The sequence below is a fragment of the Pseudomonas sp. S1_G07 genome, from assembly GCF_054668565.1.
Genome location: NZ_CP162778.1, coordinates 5,276,031 through 5,298,856 on the forward strand (window position 1 = coordinate 5,276,031; position 22,826 = coordinate 5,298,856).

The 22,826-nt window shown below is 65.1% G+C and carries 9 protein-coding genes and 1 pseudogene; 5 read left to right on the forward strand and 5 right to left on the reverse strand.

Annotated elements, in window-relative coordinates:
- Positions 1-31: 31 nt before the first annotated feature.
- A complete protein-coding gene (locus tag AB4O05_RS24000) occupies positions 32-12,940 on the reverse strand; it encodes a non-ribosomal peptide synthetase (RefSeq protein WP_460134946.1) in 12,909 nt (4,302 codons plus the stop codon).
- Positions 12,941-12,991: 51 nt separating this feature from the next.
- Positions 12,992-13,744: a thioesterase II family protein gene (locus tag AB4O05_RS24005; RefSeq protein WP_460134945.1), complete on the reverse strand. Its 753-nt coding sequence runs from the start codon at positions 13,742-13,744 to the stop codon at positions 12,992-12,994.
- A 301-nt stretch (positions 13,745-14,045) separates the two neighbouring features.
- Between AB4O05_RS24005 and AB4O05_RS24010 the strand changes: the two genes are divergently transcribed.
- Positions 14,046-14,597 carry an RNA polymerase factor sigma-70 gene (locus AB4O05_RS24010; RefSeq protein ID WP_124359248.1) on the forward strand — a complete coding sequence of 184 codons (552 nt, stop codon included), beginning with the start codon at positions 14,046-14,048 and terminating at the stop codon, positions 14,595-14,597.
- Positions 14,598-14,640: 43 nt separating this feature from the next.
- On the opposite strand, the gene AB4O05_RS24015 is transcribed toward AB4O05_RS24010, so the two are convergent.
- The 3 genes from AB4O05_RS24015 to AB4O05_RS24025 all read right to left on the reverse strand — a co-directional run bounded on the left by AB4O05_RS24015 (position 14,641) and on the right by AB4O05_RS24025 (position 17,225).
- Positions 14,641-15,654 (reverse strand): GNAT family N-acetyltransferase, encoded by a 1,014-nt coding sequence (locus AB4O05_RS24015; RefSeq protein WP_460134943.1) that lies wholly within the window; start codon positions 15,652-15,654, stop codon positions 14,641-14,643.
- Positions 15,655-15,719: 65 nt separating this feature from the next.
- Positions 15,720-16,508 carry a substrate-binding periplasmic protein gene (locus tag AB4O05_RS24020; protein ID WP_460134942.1) on the reverse strand — a complete coding sequence of 263 codons (789 nt, stop codon included), beginning with the start codon at positions 16,506-16,508 and terminating at the stop codon, positions 15,720-15,722.
- 93 nt (positions 16,509-16,601) lie between these two features.
- Complete coding sequence (locus tag AB4O05_RS24025) at positions 16,602-17,225, reverse strand: TetR/AcrR family transcriptional regulator (protein WP_460134941.1); 624 nt, start codon at positions 17,223-17,225, stop codon at positions 16,602-16,604.
- 153 nt (positions 17,226-17,378) lie between these two features.
- Here AB4O05_RS24025 and AB4O05_RS24030 point away from each other — a divergent pair, with 153 nt between their 5' ends.
- From AB4O05_RS24030 to atuD, 4 genes and pseudogenes are all read left to right on the forward strand, one after another.
- Positions 17,379-19,157, forward strand: a complete 1,779-nt coding sequence (locus AB4O05_RS24030; protein WP_460134940.1) for an acyclic terpene utilization AtuA family protein — start codon at positions 17,379-17,381, stop codon at positions 19,155-19,157.
- A gap of 13 nt (positions 19,158-19,170) precedes the next feature.
- A complete protein-coding gene (locus AB4O05_RS24035; RefSeq protein WP_460134939.1) occupies positions 19,171-20,043 on the forward strand; it encodes an SDR family oxidoreductase in 873 nt (290 codons plus the stop codon).
- Positions 20,044-20,046: 3 nt separating this feature from the next.
- Complete coding sequence (gene atuC / locus AB4O05_RS24040) at positions 20,047-21,663, forward strand: geranyl-CoA carboxylase subunit beta (protein WP_460164810.1); 1,617 nt, start codon at positions 20,047-20,049, stop codon at positions 21,661-21,663.
- Positions 21,664-21,674: 11 nt separating this feature from the next.
- Positions 21,675-22,826 (forward strand): annotated as a pseudogene (atuD, locus tag AB4O05_RS24045) (citronellyl-CoA dehydrogenase); the annotation flags it as partial.

The following is a 22,826-nucleotide window of genomic DNA, read 5'->3' on the forward strand; positions in this document are numbered from 1 at the left end:
AAATCACGAATTCTCCGACTAACGGCCGTAGCTATAACCCCTCCAACTCCGCCATCAAATCACTCAAGCGATCGACCTTCTCCACACTGATCTCATTGACTGCCAACCCATCGATATACTCGGCCAATTCCGCCACCGTGCCGCACTCGAACATCGCCCGCAATGGCACGTCGCGTTGCAGTGCTTTCTGCACGCGCGAGGCAATCTGCGTGGCTAGCAACGAATGCCCACCCAGTTCGAAGAAGTTGTCCTGCACTCCTACCCGCTCGACCTTGAGCACCTCGGCCCAGATCGCGGCCAGGGTAGTTTCCAGCGCGTTACGCGGGGCCAGGTAGTCCTGGCTGTGCAACTGGCCGATCTCCAGGGCCGGCAGGGCCTTGCGGTCGAGTTTGCCGTTGGCGTTGAGCGGCAGGCGCTCGAGCCACAGCCAGTGCAGCGGCACCATGTATTCCGGCAGTTCGGCGCGCAGGCGTTGCTTGATGCGGTCCAGGTGCTCGCTTGGATCAAGGCATTCATCGGCCGCCACCAGGTAGCCGACGAGGTGCTTGCCGTTGACGCCGTCCTGCACGCCGACGGCCGCATCGCGCACCTGCGGTTGCTCGTGCAGGCGCGCTTCGATTTCCCCCAGTTCGATGCGGTAGCCACGAATCTTCACCTGGTGGTCGATACGCCCGACGTACTCCAGCACGCCATCGCTGCGCCGACGCGCCAGGTCGCCGCTGCGGTACAGCCGCTCGCCCGGTGCACCGAACGGGTTCGGCACAAACACCGGGGCGGTGCGCAATGGATCGCTGACGTAGCCACGCCCCACACCGGTACCGGCCACGCACAACTCGCCCACCGCGCCTTGGGGCACCAGTTCGAGTGCACCGTCGAGCAGGTACAGGCGGTTGTTATCGGTCGGTGTGCCAATCGGCAGGTAAGTGCCACGGGTCGAGGCCAGGTCGACGCGGAAGAACGCCACGTCATCGGAGCATTCCGCCGGACCGTAAGCGTTGACCAAACCAATGCCTGGGTAACGCAACAGCCACTGATGGGCCAACTCCGGCGGCATCGCTTCACCGGTCGGCAACATCCAGCGCAGACCGTCAAGGCGCATGCGCTCCTGGGCCAGCATGCCCTGGATCAGCGACGGCACACTCTCCAGCACCGTGATGCCGTGCGCCTGTACATGCGCCAGCAAGCCTTGGGGATCATGGGCGAGAGCGTTCGGCACAATATCCACCCGCCCACCGAACAACGGCGCGGCGAGGAACTGCCACACGGAAATATCGAAGCTCTGCGAAGCGGTTTGTGCGATCACATCCGCCTCGCTCAGCTCCAGGTACGGCACTTTGCTCAACTGGTTATTGAGCATGCCGCGCTGTTCGACCATCACCCCTTTGGGCAGGCCGGTGGAGCCCGAGGTGTAGATCACGTAGGCGAGGTTGTCCGGGCCGCTATGGATACCCGGATTCTGCGCCGATGCCGCCAGTGTTTCCCACACCAGCAGCTGCGGCCGCTGGGCGCAGGCGAAGGCCTCCAGCAGTTCCAGCGCCTGCTCGTGGCACGCCTCGGTGCACACCAGCAACGGTGTACGGCTCAGGTCGATGATATGGCTCAGGCGCTGGCTCGGCAGGCCCGGGTCCAGCGGCAGGTAACCGGCACCGGCCTTGAAGCTGCCGATGATCATGCCCAAAAGGTCCAGGTTGCGCTCGGCCAGCAGTGCCACCGGTTGGTCCGGGCCGCCCCCCGCCGCGATCAGGGCATGGCCCAGGCCGTTACTGCGCCGGTTCAGCTCGGCATACGTCCACTGCTGATCCAGGCAACGCGCGGCGATACGCTGCGGATGCTGTGTCACCCGGGCTTCGAACAGCTCGACATAGCTGCGCTCCAGCGGGTAGTCGTGTTCACTCTGGTTGCAGCCGTCCACCAGGAATTCACGTTCCTGCTCGCCCAACAACGGCAGGTCGGCCATGTCGCCGTGGAAGCCCTGCACCAGCGCCAGCAGCAGGCGCTTGAACTCGCCGAGCATGCCTTGCACGGTGGTTTCGTCGAAATAGCGCTGGTCGTAGGACAAGTGCAAACCGAGGTCATCGCCGGGGTAGCACACGGCGGTCAGCGGGAAGTTGGTGTGGGTGCGGCCGGAGTCCGAGGTGGCGTTCAGGCTTTGCGCACGGTCCAGTACCGAGGTTTCCACCGGAGCGTTTTCGAACACGAACAGGCTGTCGAACAGCGGCTGGCCCTTGGGCAGTTCGCTGTGCTCCTGGATGGTCACCAGCGGCAGGTATTCGTACTCGCGCAGCTGCATGTTGCTGTCAAGCAAAGCGCTCAACCACTGACGCACGCTGCAGCGCTGGCCGTCCTCAGGCAGTTTCACTCGCAGCGCAATGCTGTTGATGAACAGGCCGACGGTGCGTTGCATCTCGGGCATGTCTACCGGGCGCCCGGCCACGGTGACGCCGAACAGTACATCGCGATCACCGCTCAAGCGCCGCAGCACCAGGGCCCAGGCCGCCTGGGCAAAGGTGTTCACGGTCAGTTGATGGGCCTGGGCCAGTTCGCGCAGTTGCGCACCGTCGCGGGCATCCAGGCGGGTGTAGCAGTCGCCCACCACCATGCCGCCGCTGTGGCCGGCGTGTTCGCGCAAGAACGGCCGGTCACTGGGGATCGGCGTGGTGCGCTCGAAACCTTGCAGGTTCTGCTGCCACCACTGGCGTGCTTCGGCCAGGTTCTGGCGTTGCAGCCAGGCGATGTAGTCGCGGTAGCGCGGCGGCGTAGCCAGTTGCGCGTCGCGGCCTTCGCCGAGGGCCGTGTAGAGGTCGAAGAAGTCGTTCATCAGCAACGAACGGCACCAGGCATCGATGAGGATGTGGTGGTTGCTCATCATGAACCAGTAGCGCGCCTCGCCCACGCGGATCAGGCGCAGGTGGAAGGGTGCCTGGTTGAGCAGATCGAAACCGGCTTCGCGCTCGGCTTTAAGCAGCGCTTGCAGGCGCGGCTCGTGTTCGCCCTGCGGGTCGTTGCTCCAGTCCAGGTACTCGATCGGCGTATTGCCGGGCTTGTGAATCACTTGCAGCATGTCTTCGCCGACGTTCCAGCAGAACGATGCACGCAGGGCTTCATGGCGGGCGATCACCGCCTGCCAGGCCTGGGCGAAACGCTCGGGGTCCAGGGCGCTGTTGATGCGGTAGCGGTCCTGCATGTAGTACAGGCCGGTGCCCGGTTCCAGCAGGGTGTGCAGCAGCAGGCCCTCCTGCATCGGCGTCAGTGGGTAGACATCTTCGATGGCGCCCGCCGGCACCGGCAGCGCATCGAGTTGCGCTTGCGTCAGGCGCGCCAGGGGGAAGTCCGACGGCGTGAGGCCGCCGGCATCGTCCGCCAGGCAATGGGCGACCAGGCTTTGCAGTTCGCTCAGGTAGGCATCGGCCAGCGCCTGGATGGTCTGTTGATCATGACGTTCGCGGCTGAAGGTCCAGCGCAGCACCAGCTCTGCGCCGTACACCTGGCTGTCGACGCTCAGCGCATTGGGCAGCGGCGCATCCGGGTCATGGGCCAGGCCCGCCGGTTCGTCCAGCGGATGGAACAGGGCATCGGGGCCGAAGCTCTGGTCGAACTGACCGAGATAGTTGAAGGTGATGTCGGCGCTGGGCAACGCGGCCATGGCCTGCTGGCACAGGGGGTCCGCCAGGTAGCGCAGCACGCCGTAGCCAAGGCCCTTGTGCGGCACGCTGCGCAGTTGCTCCTTGATCGCCTTGATCGAATCGCCCTGCCCGGCCCGCGGGGTCAGGCGCAACGGATAAGCGCTGGTAAACCAGCCGACGCTGCGGGTCAGGTCGATGTCATCGAACAGGGTTTCGCGGCCATGGCCTTCCAGTTGGATCAACGCCGAAGCGTGCCCGCTCCAGCGGCACAACACGCGCGCCAGGGCGGTCAGCAGCAGGTCGTTGACCTGGGTGCGGTAGGCGCTTGGGGCGTGTTGCAGCAACTGGCGGGTATGCTCGGCATCCAGGCGCACGCTGACGGTCTGGGCATCGCGGTTGCGCAATGCGCCTTGTGCACGGTCCACCGGCAACGCCACGGCGGGGCCGGCCAACTGGGCCTGCCAGACGCTCAACTCTTCGCGCAGGGATTCGCTGTTGGCGTACGCCTGCAAGCGTGCGGCCCAGTCCCGTAGCGCGCTGGTCTTGGCCGGCAGGCTGACCGACTGGCCCTCGCTCAACTGGCGGTAGACGGTTTGCAGGTCTTCGAGCCAAACACGCCACGACACGCCGTCCACCACCAGGTGATGGATGGCGATCAGCAAGCGTTGCTGACCTTGCGGGTCGTCCACCAGCAACGCGCGCAGCAGCGGGCCGCGCTCCAGGTCGAGGCTGCGCTGGGTGTCGGTGAACAGCGCGGTGCACTGCGCCATCTCGTGCACGTGCGCCTGCATCAGCACGCCGCCTTGGGGCACGGCCAGATACTCGGCGTGCCAGTGGGCGTCGCGCTGGGTGAAGCTCAGGCGCAGGGCGTCGTGGTGTTCCAGCACCGCCAGCAGTGCTCGTTCCAGGCGTTGGGGATCGAGCCGTTGCACGGGCTTGAACACCAGCGCCTGGTTCCAGTGCTGACGATGCGGGATGGCGGTTTCGAAGAACCAATGCTGGATCGGCGTGAGGCCCGACCTGCCGGTCAGTACCCCCTGCTCGGCGGTGACGTGCGCAGAGCGCGTGGCGACCGCCGCCAGGGTTTGCACGGTCTGGTGCTGGAACAGGTCGCGGGGGCTGAAGTGAATGCCCGCCTGCCGCGCGCGGCTGACCACCTGGATCGACAGGATCGAGTCGCCGCCCAGTTCAAAGAAGTTATCGTCGAGGCCGACCTGCCGCACGTTCAACACCGTGCGCCAGATCGCAGCGAGCGTGCTTTGCAGCGTGTTGCGCGGGGCCACGTAATGTTGGCGATTGGCTTCGGGGTCCGGCAGCGGCAAGGCGCGGCGGTCGAGCTTGCCGTTGGCGGTCAGCGGCATGCTGTCTAGCACGATCAGATGCGCGGGGACCATGTAGCCCGGCAGCTGCGCCTTGAGATGGGCCTTGAGCGCCTCGCGCAATGCGCCGTGCTCCGCATCGCTGGCCAGGTACGCCACCAGTTGCTTGCCACTCGGTGAATCCAGCGCCAGCACCACGGCTTCGCGCACCGCTTCGTGTTCCAGCAGGCGGGTTTCGATCTCGCCCAGTTCAATGCGGAAACCGCGAATCTTCACCTGATGGTCGACACGCCCCAGGTACTCCACCAGGCCATCGGCGCGTTGGCGCACCAGGTCGCCGGTGCGGTACATACGGCCGCCATGGGTGGCGAACGGGTCGGCGACGAAACGTTCCGCGGTCATGCCCGCACGCTGGTGATAACCCTGGGCCAGCCCGGCACCACCGACGTACAGCTCGCCGGTCGTGCCTTGCGGCACCAAGGCCAGGTCAGCATCGAGAATATACGCCACGCGGTTGCCGATAACGCTGCCGATCGGCACGCTGCCGGCGCCCTCCTCCAACTGCTGCGGCGCCAGGCTGGCCAGCGGCATCACCACGGTTTCGGTCGGGCCATAGGCATTGAAAAACACCTCGGGCTGGAACGCCGCGCGAATGCGTTGCAGGTGCTCGCCGGTCAGCGCTTCACCGCCTGTGATGCACATGCGCACCGCCAGGGTTTGCTGCTGGGTCGCCAGCCACTGCGCCAACTGGCTGCCGTAGCTCGGGGTAAAGCCGAGCACGCTGATGCGATGGCTGCGGATCAAGCCGCAGATGGCTTCGGCATCCCACTGGCCCTGGGCCCGCAACACCACCTGCGCACCGCAGAGCAACGGCACCAGCAAACGCTCGGTGGCGGCGTCGAAGTTGATCGAATAAAAGTGCAGTTCGCAGTCGTCCGGGCGCATGCCGAAGCGTTCGATCACGGCCTGGCAATGCATGGCGATTTCACCGTGGGCCACCACCACGCCCTTCGGTTTGCCGGTGGAGCCGGAGGTGTAGATCAGGTACGCCGGGTGTTGCGGCAGGCTGATAAACGGCAACTCGTCGGCCGGGTAATTGGCCAGCACCGGCAGGTCGTCTTCCAGGCACCAGCACGCCAGGGCGGCCGGCAGTTCGCCGAGGGCTTCGAACATTGCCGCATCACCGAGCAGCAGGCCGATGCCGCTGTCCTCGATCATGTAGTGCAGGCGGTCCAGCGGGTATTCCGGGTCCAGCGGCACATAGGCGCCGCCGGCCTTGAGGATCGCCAGCAGGCCGATGACCATCTCCAGCGAGCGTGGCAGCGCCAGGCCGACCCGCACCTGCGGGCCCACGCCGCGTTCGCGCAGCATCCAGGCCAGACGATTGGCGCGGGCGTTCAGTTCGGCGTAGGTGAGGGTAACCCCTGCAAAGGTCAGGGCCGGGGCTTCGGGACGATTAACGGCCTGCTGGCTGAACAGTGGATGGAGGCACTGATCGAGGCGATGCTCGCCGGCTTCCACACCCAGGCTGCGCTGCAACGCGCGCTGCTCGGTGGCGCTCAGCAACGGCAGTTCGCCGAGGCGCTGCTCGGGGCCCGCGATCAACGCTTGCAACAGGTTGCGCCAATGCTCGGCCATGCGCGCGATACGCGGTTCGTCGAACAGGTCGGTGCTGTAGGTCAGGCAGCAGCCCAGGCGATGGTCGAGGTCGGTGACTTCCAGGTTGAGGTCGAACTTGGTCGCGCGCGCATCGTTGGCCAGGTACTCGACGGTCATGCCGGCCAGTTGGCGGCTCTGCTGGAATTCCCAGCGCTGCACGTTGCACATCACCTGGAACAGCGGGTGGTAAGCGGCACTGCGCGGTGGTTGCAGCGCTTCCACCAAATGGTCGAACGGCAGATCCTGGTGGGACTGGCCCTCGATCACGGTGTGGCGTACGTGCTCGAACAACTCGCCGACACTCATCTGCCCGTTGAGCTGGCAACGCAGCACCTGGGTGTTGAGGAACGCGCCGATCAGCCCTTCGCTTTCCGGGCGAATGCGGTTGGCCACGGGGGCGCCGATACGCAGGTCGGTCTGGCCGCTGTAGCGGTAGAGCAACACTGCCAGGGTGGCGGTCATGGTCATGAACAGGGTCAGGCCGCGTTCAGCATTGAAGGCACGCACGCGGGCGGCCAGCTCGTCGCTCAAGTCGAAACGGTACAGCTCGCCCCGGTGGCTTTGCACCGGTGGCCGTGGACGATCGCCCGGCAGTTCCAGCAAGGGATGCTCGCGCCCCAGTTGCGCGGTCCAGTATTGCAGTTGGCGCTGGCGCTCACCGGCCTCCAGCCACTGGCGTTGCCACACGCTGTAGTCGAGGTATTGCACCGGCAGCGGTGCCAGCGGCGACTCGCGCTCGTCGACAAAGGCTTCGTACAGCGCGCTGAGTTCACGGGCAAAGATGTCCATGGCCCAGCCTTCGGTAACGATATGGTGCAGGGTCAGCACCAGGTAGTGTTCCTGCTCGCCGGCCTTGACCAGGCATGCGCGCAGCAATGGCCCGGTTTCCAGGTTGAAGGGTGTGTGGGCTTCGTGATCGGCCAGTTGCTGCAAGCGCTGCTGGCGCTCGGTTTCATTCAGCCCGCAGATGTCCTGCCAGGCCATGCGCAGGCCGGTCTGCGGCGAGACCTTTTGACAGGCCACGCCGTCGACGCTGGGGAAGGTGGTGCGCAGGGTTTCGTGGCGCATGATCAAGGCTTGCAACGCCGCCTCGAAACGCTCCACATCCAGTACCCCACGCAGACGCGCCATGCCGCCGACGTTGTAGGCCGGGCTGTGCGGCTCCAGCTGCCAGAGAAACCACATGCGCTGCTGGGAGTAGGACAGCGGCACAGGCGCGCTGCGGTCGACCCTGGCGATGGCGGTGTGGGGGTTGCGCTGGCCCGACGCCTGAACCAGGCCGACGTGCGCGGCGAAGGCGCCCAGCTCGCTGGCGTCGAACAAGGCGCGCAACGGCAGCTCGACGTCGCAGGCCTGGCGGGTGCGCGAGATGATTTGCGTGGCCAGCAACGAGTGGCCGCCAAGGGCGAAGAAGTCGTCGCGCAGGCCGATACGTGTCAGGCCCAGTACCTCGCGCCAGATCGCTGCGATTTGCTGTTGCAGTGGGGTTTCGGGTTCGACATGTTCGCGGGTGTGCCACACCGGTTCCGGCAGCGCGCGGCGCTCGAGTTTGCCGCTGGGCCCCAGGGGCATGGCGTCCAGGCGGATCAGTTGCGCGGGCACCATGTATTCCGGCAGCTCGGCGGCCAGGGCGGCTTTCAGCGCCTGCTCGTCCAGCGTGGAGCTGGCCGTGTAGTAGCCGATCAACGTGGCATGGCGCACCAGCACCACCGCTTGGGCAATACCGTCCTGGGCCAGCATGCGCGCTTCGATTTCTTCGGGCTCCACCCGCAAGCCGCGCAGCTTGACCTGCTGATCGAGGCGGCCGAGGTATTCGAGCACGCCATCGGCGCTCCAGCGCACGCGGTCACCCGTGCGGTACAGACGCGCGCCCGCCTCGCCCAACGGGTCGGCGACAAAGCGCTCGGCGGTGAGCCCGGCACGCCCGAGATACCCTCGCGCCAGGCCGATGCCGCCGATGCACAATTCGCCCGGCACGCCGGCCGGCAACAGGTTGAGCTGATCGTCCAGGACGCGGCAGATCACATTGCCCAGCGGCCGGCCAATCGGCGAGCGCTCGCCATCCTCGGCCCGGCAGTGCCAGTGGGTGACGTTGATCGCCGTTTCGGTGGGGCCATAACGGTTGTGCAATTGCACCGCCGGCAACTGCGCCAACACGCGGTTGCGCAGTTCGGCCGGCAAGGCTTCGCCGCCGGAAAACAGGCGGCGCAGGCTGGTGCATTCGGCCGCCAACGGTTCGTCGATAAACAGCTGCAGCAGCGACGGCACAAAGTGCAGGGTGGTCACGCCATGTTCGCGCACCAGTTGCGCAAGGCGATGGGGATCGCGGTGCTCGCCTGGGCCGGCCAGCACCAGGCGGCAGCCGGCGATCAACGGCCAGAAACACTCCCACACCGACACGTCAAAGCTGATCGGCGCCTTTTGCATCAGCACGTCGCTGTCGTCGAGTGGGTACGTGGCCTGCATCCACTGCAAGCGCTCGGCCAGGGCCGCATGGGTATTGCCCACACCCTTGGGCTGGCCGGTGGAGCCGGAGGTGTAGATCACATAGGCAAGGTTGTCGCCCTCCAGGTGCAGGCGCGGTGGTTGGGTCGGCCAACTGTCGAGGTGCAGGCTGTCCATGGCGATCACGCATACGCCTTCGGCGGTCGGCAGGCGCTCGAGCAACGCGGTCTGGGTCAGCAGCAGGTGCACGCCGCTGTCCTTGAGCATGTAGGCCAGGCGCTCGGCGGGGTAATCCGGGTCCAGCGGCACATAGGCGCCGCCGGCCTTGATGATCGCCAGCAGGCCGATCAACAGGCCCGGCGAGCGTTCGGCGGCGATGGCCACGCACACGTCCGGGCCGACACCTTTGTCGCGCAGGTAATGGGCCAGGCGGTTGGCCTGGGTGTGCAGTTGCGCGACGCTCAGGCTGCCGCCCTGCCAGACCAGCGCGGGGCGGTCCGTCAAGGGCTGGTTGAGCTGTTCGGGCAGCCACTGTCGGGCCGGCGCGCACGGGGCCTGGCTCCACGGCTGTTGTTCGTCTTGGCGCATCAGCGGGAGGTCACCGATGGCCAGTTGCGGTTGCGCGCAAACGGCATGCAGCAGGTGGATGAAGTGCCCGGCCAGGCGCTCGATAGTGGCGCGGTCAAACAGTTCGTCGGCGTAGTCGAACGACAGGCTCAGGCGCCCGTTGCGGTCTTCTTCGCTGTGCAGTTGCAGGTCGAACTTGGCTGCGCGGCTGTGCCACGGCAGTTCATCGGCGAGCAGGCCCGGCAGGCGGCGCAGGGCACCGAGGTCGCGTTGCTGGTGGTTGAACATGACCTGGAACAGGCCCTGCTCGCGGGCCTGGGGGAAGGCCTCCAGCAGTTGTTCGAACGGCAGGTCCTGATGGGCCTGGGCGCCGAGTGCCGTCTCGCGGGTGGCGGCCAGCAACTGGTTGAAGGGCAGGCGCCCGTCCAGCTCGGCGCGCAGCACCAGGGTGTTGATAAAGAAGCCGACCAGGCCCTGGGTGGCCTGGCGTGGACGGTTGGCGCTGGGCACGCCAATGCGGATATCGCGCTGGCCGCTGTAGCGGTAGAGCAAGGTCTGGAACGCCGCCAGCAACAGCATGAACGGTGTGGACTCATTGGCCTGGGCGGTCTGGCGCAGCGCTTCGCTGAGGCCTGCGTCCAGGCGCACACTGTGCCGCGAGGCGCTGTGCAGCTGCTGCGCCGCGCGCGGGTGGTCGGTGGCCAGGCCGAGCGAGGGGTGCTCGTCCCCCAGCTGCGCCTTCCAGTACGCCAATTGCCGCTGGCCTTCACCTTCGGCCAGCCATTGGCGCTGCCAGCTGCCGTAGTCGGCGTATTGCAGGGCCAGGGGCGGCAGTTCCACGGCCTGGCCCTGGGAAGCGCCGGCGTACAGCCGCGAGAATTCGTCGATAAGGATATTCAGCGACCAGCCATCAGCGATGATGTGGTGCAGCGTCACCAGCAACTGATGATCGTCATCGTCCAGGCGAACCAGGGTCACCCGCAGCAGCGGGCCCTTTTCCAGGTCGAACTGAGTGTGCGCTGCGTCTTCACGGACCTGCTGTGCGCGGGCTTCACGTTCGGCGGCGGGCAGGTCGCTGAGGTCGATGACTTGCAGCTCGAAATCCGCGTTGGCATCGATGCGCTGGAATCCTTGGCCGTCGCGCTCGTAGAAGCGTGTGCGCAGGGCTTCGTGGCGCTGGACCAGGTGCTGGAAGCTTGAGCGCACCGCGTCTTCATCCAACGCGCCGCGCAGGCGCAATGCGCCGGGGATGGTGTAGGCGCGACTCCCTGGGTCGAGCTGCCAGGTGATCCACAGGCGGTTCTGGGCCAGGGATTGCGGCAGTTCGTCCTGGCGCGACAGCCTGTGGATGGCGCCTTGGGCCACGCCACCGTCCTGCTGCAACTGCGCCACGTTGGCGGCAAACGCCGACAGTGTGGGCGCCTCGAACAGCATGCGCAGGTTCAGTTCCAGGCCCAGGGTTTCACGCAAACGCGCAACCACCTGGGTGGCGGTGATGGAGTTGCCACCGAGCAGGAAGAAGTGATCGTCGGCGGCGACGCTTGCCAGCTGCAACTGCTCACACCAGATCGCGGCGACCTGGCTGTGCAGCTCGGGTTCCAGCACCGCGTCGCCTGCCGGCACGTGCAGCTCGGGGTAACGCGCGTAGCTGTCGAGGCTGCCATCGGCATGACGCAACGCGCAGGCCGCGCGCTGCAGCTTACCGCTGGAGGTCTTGGGCAACGCGCCGGGGTTGAGCAACACCACCACGCACGGCGCCTCTTGATAAGCCTCGGCCACCGCTTGGCGGATGGCCTTGATCAGCGCCTCGGGCGGCAGGATTTTCTGCACGCTGCGGCTGATCTCGGCGGCGATACCGATGCCTTCGTGGCCCTGGTCGTTGACGGCAAACGCCGCGACCCGGCCCTTGCGCACCACTTCCACTTCGCGCTCGATGGTCTGTTCGATGTCCTGGGGGTAGAGGTTGTGGCCGCGCACGATCAGCAGGTCCTTGAGGCGCCCGGTGATGTACACCTGGCCGTCGCGGATAAAGCCCAGGTCGCCGGTGCGCAGCCAGGTGCGGCCGGCGTGCTGGACGAAGGTGCTGGCGGTGGCTTCAGGGTTGCGCCAGTAGCCCAGGGCGATGCTCGGGCCCGTGGCCCAGAGTTCACCGATGCAGTTGTCGGCCAGTGCGTCGAGGGTATGGGGATCGGCGATCAGCACGTCGTGGTCCGGCTGGCGGGTGCCGCAACTCATGATCGCCCTGCCCTGCCCCGGCGCTGCACGGTGGGCGGCCAGGGCCTGTTCGTCGACCCGCAACGCCGGAATGCCGTGGCCACGGCTGCCACCGGCGACAAACAGCGTCGCCTCGGCCAGGCCATAGGAGGCAAAGAAATGGTTCGAGCTGAAACCGCAGGCGGCGAACTTCTCGGCGAAGCGTTCCAGGGTGTCGAGGCGAATCGGCTCGGAGCCGGAATAGGCCACGCGCCACCGGCTCAAATCCAGGCGTTCCAGGGCCGACTCGCTGACCCGCTCGCTGCACAGGCGGTAGGCGAAATCCGGGCCGCCGCTGATGGTGCCGCCGTATTCGCTGATCGCTTCCAGCCAACGCAACGGGCGACCGAGAAAGTAGGCCGGCGACATCAGCACGCAGGGCACGCCACTGAAGATCGGTTGCAGCAGGCCGCCGATCAGACCCATGTCGTGGTACAGCGGCAGCCAGCTGACGATCACGTCGTCGGGGTTGAGATCGATGCCAAACCCACGACGGATCAGCACTTCGTTGGCCACCAGGTTGCCGTGGCTGACCTGCACGCCCTTGGGCAGCGCGGTGGAACCGGAGGTGTATTGCAGGAAGGCGATGTCGTCGGGCTGCGGCTCGGGCGCGGCCCAGGCACCGGCAAGCTGCGCATCGAGGGTGTCGACGCTGATCAGCGGCGGCGCGTTTTCGATCTGCGCCAGGCCATCCTCGAGGCTGGCAATGGTCAGCAGCAGGCGCGGTTCAGCGTCACCGATGATCGACAACAAACGTTCCTGGTGATGGCGACGGCTGGACTCCGGCGGGTAGGCCGGCACCGCGATCACCCCGGCGTACAGGCAACCAAAGAACGCCGCGACGTAGTCCGGGCCGCTGGGGAACAACAGCACCGCGCGGTCGCCTGGTTCGGCATTGGCCTGGAGGGCCGCGGCGATGGTGCGCGCACGTTGGTCCAGGTCACGATAACTGAGCACCACGCTGTGCTCAGCGGTCTCGGCGAGGAAGCGCAGGGCGACCTGGTCCGGGGTCTGCGCGGCGCGACGTTGAAGGGACTGGACCAGGGTGCGGGGGAGTTCGAAGGCGTCCATCATGGGGTTCCTGCCTGAAATCGGCTTACGGGAAAGTCGAGAAGTGAAGGGCTGTCAGCCGGCAGCCAGTTGCCGCGCCGCGCCATTGCGCCAGCGGGCCAGGTGTTCATCGGCGTAGCGCCGCACGCAGCGCAATACGGCGCTTTCGTGCTGCATGAGGAAGAAGTGGTGACCGTCGAACATGTCGAGGGAAAAGCCGCTGGCGGCCTCAAGTTGCCAGTCGAGCAATTGGTCGGCGCGCACGCTGTCCTGTTTGCCGCCCAAGACATGGATCGGCACGCCCAGCGGCTCGCGCTGGCCATAGGTGAAACTGCCGCAGAGCAGGAAATCGGCGCGCAGGATCGGCAGCATCAGGTGCATCAATTCGGGGTTGGCCAGGGCTTCCTCGGCGGTACCCTGCAGTTCGCGCAGACGGGCGATCAATTGCGCGTCGGTCTTTTCAAGCGCGTATTCGCTGACATCGCGGTGCGCCGGGCCGGCAGTGCCGGAAGCAAACAACGCCAGCGGCGCCGGCAGATTGCGCGCGTTCAACGCATGAGCCAATTCAAAGGCCAGCAGGCCACCGAGGCTGTGGCCGAACAGGGCGTACGGGCCATTCAGGTCGTGGCTGATTTCATCCGCAAGTTGCGCGGCCAGGGCCTGAATGTCGCGCTGCAAGGGCTCGTCCATGCGCATGCCACGACCGGGCAATTCCAGCGGGCAGACCTGCAACCAGTCCGGCAGGAGGCGCCGCCAACGCATGTAAACCATGGCACTGGCGCCTGAATAGGGCAGGCAGAACAGGCGCAGTCGTGTTGGCGTACTCATCAAACCAGGACTCCAGACTGAAACACGCTGTGTGCACGGTAAAAACCCATTTCGCCCTCCTGCGGGTGCTGATCCTTGGCCGTTCGCTAACGGACCTGTCACCCAGAAGAACGGACGGCACCAGCAAATAATTAGTCGCCGGGGAACGCCAGAAGCTGGGCGCCCCCGGCAAGAAAGCGCAAGATCAGTTCTCTTTCTCATTTGACAATAATTATCATTAAGCATAATTTGTTGCCCGATGTGTAGGAGGCCTCAGCAAGGACGCCCTCCCCCCACCCTCTTTTGCAACAAGGTGATTTCCATGACGGAACAAGTATCCACAGGCAGGTGCGACTCACCCCTTCTCCAGGCATTCGTCGACAATCGGCTGATTCTGGTGAAGATTGCGGCACGCATTACCGGGTGCCGCTCCCGTGCCGAAGACGTGGTGCAGGACGCCTATTTCCGACTGCACTCGGCACCGACGATCACGTCGTCGTTCAAGGCCCAGTTGAGCTATCTGTTCCAGATCGTGCGCAACCTGGCGATCGATCACTACCGCAAGCAGGCGCTGGAGCTCAAATACTCCGGGACCGAAGAAGAAGGCTTGAATGTGGTTATTCACGGTGCTTCACCGGAAACCTCCCACATCAATTTCAATACCCTGGAAAACATCGCCGATGCCCTGACGGAGCTGCCCCAACGCACCCGCTACGCATTCGAGATGTACCGCCTGCACGGCGTGCCGCAAAAGGACATCGCCAAGGAACTGGGGGTGTCACCGACGCTGGTGAACTTCATGATTCGCGATGCCCTGGTGCATTGCCGCAAGGTCTCGGGCAACCACAGCGATACCTTTGCACGGCGGGTCTGAGCACCCGCTGATCGCTCCCGAAGCGGGAACGATCAGCGGCACTTCACACTAATGCGCACTGCTCAAAAAACCGCTCCCGCCCCAGAATCATCAGCGCCGCGCGCTTGTGCGGGAAGTCGAATTCCTTTTCACAGTGAAAACACTGGCTGTGCATATGGCCAATCATCTTCGCGTTGTCGGCGCGGGGCTCAGCGACCACGCGCTGGGTGCGCGGGTCATCCAGGAACAGGTAGTGCACCAGCGCCGACAGCCAACTGGCGACCTTGTGCGGGCCGCGATGATGCTCCTCGCCCACCAGCATGTGAATGCCACGGTCGTAGTCACCGGCATCGTAGAACGGTGCGATTCGGTCTTCCTTGGCCCAGTAGGCTTCAAAATACGCGAAGGGTTCATCATCGAAACAGCCGATCAGCGTGAGGGTGTGCGGGTCGGCCTCCAGCGTGTGCAGATAGTCCCGGTGCTGCTCCAGGCTGCCGCTTTCCTGCCAGAAACTCGCCACCCGCGCACTGTTCTGCCAGCGATGGAAGCGCGCCAGGTCGACATCAATCTCAACGGTGCGCAGGGAAATCCACGCCCCCAGGCGCGCATCGAAACGACGGTACACCTCACCGCGAGGCTTCGGCTCACGGGCGGGGTGGCGCTTGCCGGCACTGATGATCATCTGTTGCGGGTAATTGCCACGGAGCGATGGCCCAAGCCACGGCTGGGGCAACTGCCAGAACAGGGTGCGTTCACAGCCATACTGCCCGGCGATCTCGGTGGCCCGCAGCAACCCGCTGCGCAAGGCATCCTCGGGCGCATGTTCAAGGTGCCAGGCCAGGCGCTGCCGCGCGGGCTCCCTGACGAACAACCAGTAGCAGGCGGCCCACAAGGCCCGCGCGGTCGGCACCTCGCCGACGTTCTGCAAGTGCACATGCAGCTCATCGCCGCGCTCCAGGCGCAAGCGTGCCAATGGCTGGCCTTCCAGGGTCAGGCTCAGGTGGCTGTCGGTTTCATCGGCGTTCAAGGCCGGCCCGGCCGGCAACGGCAAGACCGACAGGTCATTCAGATTGGACATGGAGAGGGCTCACACTCGTCGACAGATAGAGAAGTGACGTGAGCCGCGGGCGGAAATTTAGCCGATCAAGGCACCGCCATTACATCGATGCGGTAGGGCTCGAAAATCTTCAACATCTGGCCATCGTCGCGCAGACGCTTGAGCAATGCGGAAAATGCCTCGCCGCTGATCGGTGCCCTGGGCCGCAGCAACGCATAGTGGTGATACAGCTGGTCGATGCGTTCCGAGACCAGGAACTGCCCGGCCATATCGGCATTGCGCACCATGAAGTCACTCAGGTACGAACGGGTCACCAAGGCGATGTCTGCACGGTCGCGAGCGACCATCAGCAGGTTGCTGTCGTGGGAGTAGGTCAACGTAGCGTTGAAGTGCTCGGCCATGTACCTGGGGTCGGGGTTGAAGTTGGCAAAGGCGTAGTGATAACCACTGAACACCGCCAGGCGTTTGCCATCCAGGTCGGCGAAATAGCGCTGTTCACGACCGGGCTTGCGTTCGGCGACGAAAACTTCCGCATCTTCCAGGCCCATGTCGACAGCCGTATGGGGGATGTCCTGCCACCCCCAGTTGGGGTTTTCGAAGATGGCCATGTCGATCCGGCCTTGTTCGAAATCGCGGAAGCGCCGCGGGATGGAGGTGGGTACCAGCACAAACTGGTAATCGGTCTGCGAGGCGTTCAGGGCCTCGACCAGTTGCGGCAGCAAGCCGGTGTCGGCGCCCTGCTCCGGGCGCACGGTGTAAGGCGGGAAATGCGCCGCGCCGATACGCACCAGTTGCGCAGCCGAAGCCGGCATCCCCGCTGCGGTGCCGAGCGCCCATAAAGTCAGTCCTGCAGCCAGCCGCCATGGCATAAACATCAAGGCACACACCGTTCAACACGTCGATGTCGATAAGCTAGGCGTTTTTATCTGGCGAGACAACTTTCCATCGGCAAATTAATAGCTTGCGCCTCAGTCGGCGTTCAGAATCATCAGCAACGCTTCTTCGGCCAACTGCTCAAGCGTCAGGCTGCCCTCGGCGCGGAACCAGGTGGTGGTCCAGGACAATGCACCGGTCAGGAAGCGTCGGGCAATAAACACATCGCCCCTGATATAGCCCGCCGCCTTGGCCTCGCCCAGCACTTGCAGCCAGAGGTCTTCGTAAATATCACGCAGGGCCAGCACCCGGGCCTGGCCTTCAGCCGACAGCGAGCGCCATTCATACACCAGTACCGCCATAGCCTCGCCGCTGCCGCCCATGATCGACTGCAATTCACAGCGAATCAGCGCCAGCACGCGTTCGCGCACGGTGCTCGCCTCTTCCAGCGAAGCGCGCATCATCGCCAGGTTGAAGTGGATGGTTTCTTCCATCACCGCGCGCAGGATCTCGTCCTTGCTCTTGAAGTGATGAAAGATGCTGCCGGACTGAATGCCCACCGCACTGGCCAGGTCGCGCACGGTGGTGCGCTCGAAGCCCTTGTTGCGAAACAGGTGGGCTGCGGTCTGCAGCAACTTGCCCCGGGCGCTGTCGGGGTCGGTCAACTGGCCGCCGTCGACCATGGTGCGCATCACCCGTTGGGCTTTTTGCTCATCCACGCTGCTCTCCTTTACTTCTACTGACGTCTTGGGCGGCAATTTAGGCCGTGCCAGTCACCCAAGCAAGCGCTTGGCCAAAACTAGTGCCGGGCGTTTACAAACCAAGCGCTTGCTTGGTAGTCTCGGTGCCAGCCATTCGAGGAAGGATTTCTCATGAGCAAGACGGTTCGTATCGGCTGCGCCAGCGCCTTCTGGGGCGACACCTGCACCGCCGCCGCCCAACTGGTGCAAGGTGGCGCGCTGGATTACCTGGTCTTCGACTACCTGGCGGAAGTCACCCTGTCGATCCTCGCCGGCGCCCGCATGAAAGATCCCCAGGCCGGCTACGCCACGGATTTTGTCGAGGTGCTCACGCCCCTGCTGGCCGATATCCAGGCCCAGGGCATCCGCGTGATCAGCAATGCCGGCGGCATCAACCCCCGCGCCTGCGCCGCTGCCCTGCAAGCGGCCTGCGACACCGCGCACATCCCGCTGAAAATCGCCGTGCTGCTCGGCGATGACCTGCACCCCCAACTCAAGCACCTGCACGGCATCACCGATATGTTCACCGGCGCACCGCTGCCACCGATGTGTGTGTCCGCCAATGCCTACCTCGGCGCGCCGGGCATCAGCCAGGCGCTGGCGCTGGGCGCCGATATCGTCATTACCGGGCGGGTGGTCGACAGCGCGGTGGTCAGCGCGGCGTTGGTGCATGCATTCAACTGGTCATGGCACGACTACGACCACCTGGCCCAAGCCGCCCTGGCCGGGCATATCATCGAATGCGGCGCGCAGTGCACCGGCGGTAATTTCACCGACTGGCGCGACGTGCCGGACTATGAACACATCGGTTTCCCCATCGTCGAGGTCAGCGCCGACGGCCAGTTCACCGTGAGCAAGGTCGACGGCACCGGCGGGCTGATCAACGAACTCAGCGTGGCCGAGCAATTGCTCTACGAAATCGGTGACCCGCGCGCATATCTGTTGCCCGACGTGATCTGCGATTTCAGCCAGGTCACGTTGCAGCAACACGGCGACAACCGGGTTCACCTGCGCGGCGCCAAAGGCATGCCGCCGACCGACCAATACAAGGTCAGCGCCACCTACCCCGACGGCTTCCGCTGCACCGCCAGTTGCCTGCTCGCCGGAATCGATGCGGTGGCCAAGGCCGAACGGGTCAGCCAGGCGATCATCAACAAGACCAGCGAACTGTTCAGCCAGCGCGGCTGGGGGCCCTACACCGAGGTCAATATCGAATTGCTCGGCAGCGAAGCCACCTATGGCGCCCACGCCCAGCGCCACGACTGCCGCGAGGTGGTGCTGAAACTGGCGGTGCGGCACCCGAGCAAACAGGCACTGGTGCTGTTCGCCCGGGAGATCGCCCAGGCCGCCACCGGCATGGCGCCGGGGCTGACCGGCATCGTCGGCGGGCGGCCAACGGTGTATCCGCTGATTCGATTGTTCTCGTTCCTGATCGACAAGTGCGCCTGTGAAGTGCAGATCGACTTCCAAGGCGAGCGCCACGCCTGCCCCCTGCCCGCCGTTCACGCACTCGGCACACCCGTCGCGCCCATCGACCCGCCCAGGCCCCAAGGCCGCGCCGACGCCAGCGTGCCGCTGGTAAAGCTGGCGGTGGCGCGCTCTGGCGACAAGGGTAACCACAGCAATATCGGCGTGATCGCCCGCCAGCCCGAGTACCTGCCGTGGATCGCCGAAGCGCTGACCCCGGCCGTGATCGTCGACTGGATGAGCCACGTACTCGACCCCCTCCACGGTCGCGTCGAGCGCTGGTACCTGCCCGGCAGCCATAGCCTGAACTTCCTGCTGGAGAACGCCCTGGGCGGCGGCGGTATCGCCAGCCTGCGCATCGACCCGCAAGGCAAGGCCTTCGCCCAGCAGCTGCTGGAGATCCCCATCGCCGTACCGCAACACATCGCCGTTCAATTCACCTGAAAGGAGCGTTGCCGTGGCCTACGACTCAATCTTCAACGCCGGCCTGTTCCAGGGGCACACCGTGATTGTCACCGGCGGCGGCAGCGGCATCGGCCGTTGTACCGCCCATGAGCTCGCGGCCCTCGGTGCCCGGGTAATCCTGGTGGGGCGCAAACCGGACAAACTGCAAAGGGTCGCGCAGGAGATCGCCGAAGACGGTGGCAGCGCCCATTGGCAGGCCTGCGATATCCGCGATGAAGATGCGGTGAAAGCGCTGGTCGCCCAGGTCATTGACGAACACGGCCCGGTCCACGGCCTGGTCAATAACGCCGGCGGCCAGTACCCGTCACCGCTGGCCTCGATCAACCAGAAAGGCTTCGAAACCGTGCTGCGCACCAACCTGGTCGGCGGCTTCCTGATGGCGCGGGAAGTGTTCAACCAGTCGATGAGCACGCACGGCGGCGCGATCGTCAACATGCTCGCCGACATGTGGGGCGGCATGCCTGGCATGGGCCACTCGGGCGCGGCGCGCTCGGGCATGGACAACTTCACCAAGACCGCCGCCTTCGAATGGGGCTGCGCCGGGGTGCGGGTCAATGCCGTGGCACCGGGCTGGATCGCATCCAGCGGCATGGACACCTATGAGGGCGCATTCAAGGCGGTGATCCCCACGCTGCGCGAATATGTGCCGCTCAAGCGCATCGGCACCGAGTCGGAAGTCAGCGCCGCCATCGTGTTTCTGCTCAGCCCGGCCGCCGCGTTCATCAGTGGCAGCACCCTGCGCATCGACGGTGCAGCGAGCCAGGGCAACCGCGCCTGGCCACTGCATACCCCACGCTCACCGAGCGAGCCGTTCAACGGTTTCCACCGCGCTTACCTGCCGGATGTACTCAAGGCGGAGCCCTGAATCATGCCCGTGATTGAAAGCCAGATCGACGCCAACGACCCGCAGTTCGCACGCAACCGCGAAGCCATGCTCGCCGCTGTCGCGCAACTGCGTCAGTTGGAACACAACCTGCTGAGCAAGGCCCAGCAAGCCAAGCCCAAGTTCGACAAACGCGGCCAACTGCTGCCCCGCGAACGCCTCGACCTGCTGCTGGACCCCGGCGCGCCGTTTCTGGAACTGGCCGGCCTGGCCGGCTACAAGCTGCACGACGACAAGGACGGCAGCGCCGCCGGTGGCGGGTTGATCGCCGGTATTGGCTACGTCAGCGGCGTGCGCATGCTGGTGGTGGCCAACAACAGCGCGATCAAGGGCGGCACCCTCTCGCCCTCCGGCTTGAAAAAATCCCTGCGCCTGCAACAGATCGCCATGGAGAACAAACTGCCGGTGGTGACCCTCGCCGAAAGCGGCGGCGCCAACCTCAACTACGCCGCCGAGATTTTCGTCGAAGGCGCGCGCAGCTTCGCCAACCAGGCGCGCATGTCGGCCATGGGCTTGCCGCAGATCACCGTGGTGCACGGCTCGGCCACGGCGGGCGGCGCGTACCAGCCAGGGCTGTCGGACTACGTGGTGGTGGTGCGTGGCAAGGCCAAGCTGTTCCTCGCCGGGCCGCCGTTGCTCAAGGCCGCCACCGGCGAAGTGGCCACCGATGAAGAACTGGGCGGCGCCGAGATGCACGCGCAAACCGCCGGCACCGCCGAATACCTGGCGGAAAACGACGCCGACGGCGTGCGCATCGCGCGTGAAATTGCCAGCCTGCTGCCCTGGGACGACCGCCTGCCGCGGGCGCCCGCACGCGCTTACCAGGAGCCGCTGTACCCCATCGACGAGCTGTTGGGCTTGATCCCCGATGACCCGAAAAAACCCTACGACGTACGCGAGATCCTTGCGCGCCTGGCCGACGGTTCCCACTTCCTCGAATTCAAGGGCGAGTTCGACGCTCACACCGTCTGCGGCCATCTGCAGATTCAGGGCAGAGCGGTGGGTGTGATCGGCAACAACGGCCCGATCACGCCCAAGGGCGCGAGCAAAGCCGCACAGTTTATCCAGCTGTGCGACCAGAGCCGCACGCCGCTGCTGTTCCTGCACAACACCACCGGTTTCATGGTCGGCACCGAGGCGGAACAGCAAGGGGTGATCAAGCACGGCGCGAAGATGCTCCAGGCGGTGGCCAATGCGCGAGTGCCTAAACTCACGGTGGTGGTTGGCGGTTCCTATGGCGCCGGCAACTATGCGATGTGCGGCCGTGGTCTCGACCCGCGCTTTATCTTCGCCTGGCCCAACAGCCGCACGGCGGTGATGGGCGGCGCGCAGGCCGGCAAGGTGCTGCGCATCGTCACCGAGGCCAGGCAACTCAAGGACGGCCTGGTACCCGACCCCAAGGTGCTGGACATGCTGGAACAGGTCACCGCACAAAAGCTCGACAGCCAGTCCACCGCCCTCTACGGCAGTGCGAACCTGTGGGACGACGGGCTGATCGACCCACGGGACACCCGCACGCTGCTGGGGTTTCTACTGGATATCTGTCATGAGGCCGACGTGCGGCAGTTGCAGCCGAACAGCTTCGGCGTGGCGCGTTTTTAAGGAGCACAACAATGATCTTTACCCAGGAACATCAGGCACTGCGACGCACCGTGCGCGCCTTCGTCGACCACGAGATCAACCCTCATGTCGAGGAATGGGAAAAAGCCGGGCGCTTTCCCATCCACGAGATTTTCCGCAAGGCGGGCGACCTCGGCCTGCTGGGCATTTCCAAGCCGGAACAATTCGGCGGCATGGGCCTGGACTACAGCTACTCGATTGTCGCGGCCGAAGAGTTCGGCACCATCCATTGCGGCGGCATCCCCATGTCCATCGGCGTGCAGACCGACATGTGCACTCCCGCCCTCGCGCGCTTCGGCTCGGATGAACTGCGTGAGGAGTTCCTGCGCCCGGCCATCAGCGGCGAGCAAGTCGGTTGCATCGGCGTTTCGGAAACCGGTGCCGGCTCCGACGTGGCCGGGCTCAAGACCCACGCGCGCAAGGACGGCAACGACTATGTGATCAACGGCAGCAAAATGTGGATCACCAACTCACCCAGCGCCGACTTCATCTGCCTGCTGGCCAACACCTCGGACGACAAACCGCATATCAACAAGTCGCTGATCATGGTGCCGATGAATACCCCTGGCATCAGCGTCAGCCCTCCCCTGGAAAAGCTCGGCATGCACAGCTCCGAGACCGCCCAGGTGTTTTTCGACGATGTGCGCGTGCCGCAACGCAACCGCATCGGCCACGAAGGGGCGGGCTTCATGATGCAGATGCTGCAATTTCAGGAAGAACGCCTGTTCGGCGCGGCCAATATGATCAAGGGCCTGGAGTACTGCATCGACAGCACCGTTGAGTACTGCAAGGAGCGCCGGACCTTCGGCAAGGCACTGATCGACAACCAGGTGATCCACTTCCGCCTGGCGGAACTGGCCACCGAAATCGAATGCCTGCGCGCGCTGGTCTACCAGGCCACCGAGCAATACATCAAGGGCCAGGACGTGACCCGCCTGGCCTCCATGGCCAAACTCAAGGCCGGGCGCCTGGGCCGCGAAGTCAGCGACAGTTGCCTGCAATACTGGGGCGGCATGGGTTTCATGTGGGACAACCCGGTAGCGCGGGCCTACCGTGACGTGCGCCTGGTATCGATCGGCGGCGGTGCCGACGAAATCATGCTGGGCATCATCTGCAAACTGATGGGCACCCTGCCGGGGAAAAAA

What these genes read in the sequence shown, in the direction of transcription:
- AB4O05_RS24000 (WP_460134946.1), bottom strand. Translation starts at nt 12,940, where the DNA reads ATGATGGACGCCTTCGAACTCCCCCGCACCCTGGTCCAGTCCCTTCAA.
- AB4O05_RS24005 (WP_460134945.1), bottom strand. Translation starts at nt 13,744, where the DNA reads ATGAGTACGCCAACACGACTGCGCCTGTTCTGCCTGCCCTATTCAGGC.
- AB4O05_RS24010 (WP_124359248.1), top strand. Translation starts at nt 14,046, where the DNA reads ATGACGGAACAAGTATCCACAGGCAGGTGCGACTCACCCCTTCTCCAG.
- AB4O05_RS24015 (WP_460134943.1), bottom strand. Translation starts at nt 15,654, where the DNA reads ATGTCCAATCTGAATGACCTGTCGGTCTTGCCGTTGCCGGCCGGGCCG.
- AB4O05_RS24020 (WP_460134942.1), bottom strand. Translation starts at nt 16,508, where the DNA reads ATGTTTATGCCATGGCGGCTGGCTGCAGGACTGACTTTATGGGCGCTC.
- AB4O05_RS24030 (WP_460134940.1), top strand. Translation starts at nt 17,379, where the DNA reads ATGAGCAAGACGGTTCGTATCGGCTGCGCCAGCGCCTTCTGGGGCGAC.
- atuC (WP_460164810.1), top strand. Translation starts at nt 20,047, where the DNA reads ATGCCCGTGATTGAAAGCCAGATCGACGCCAACGACCCGCAGTTCGCA.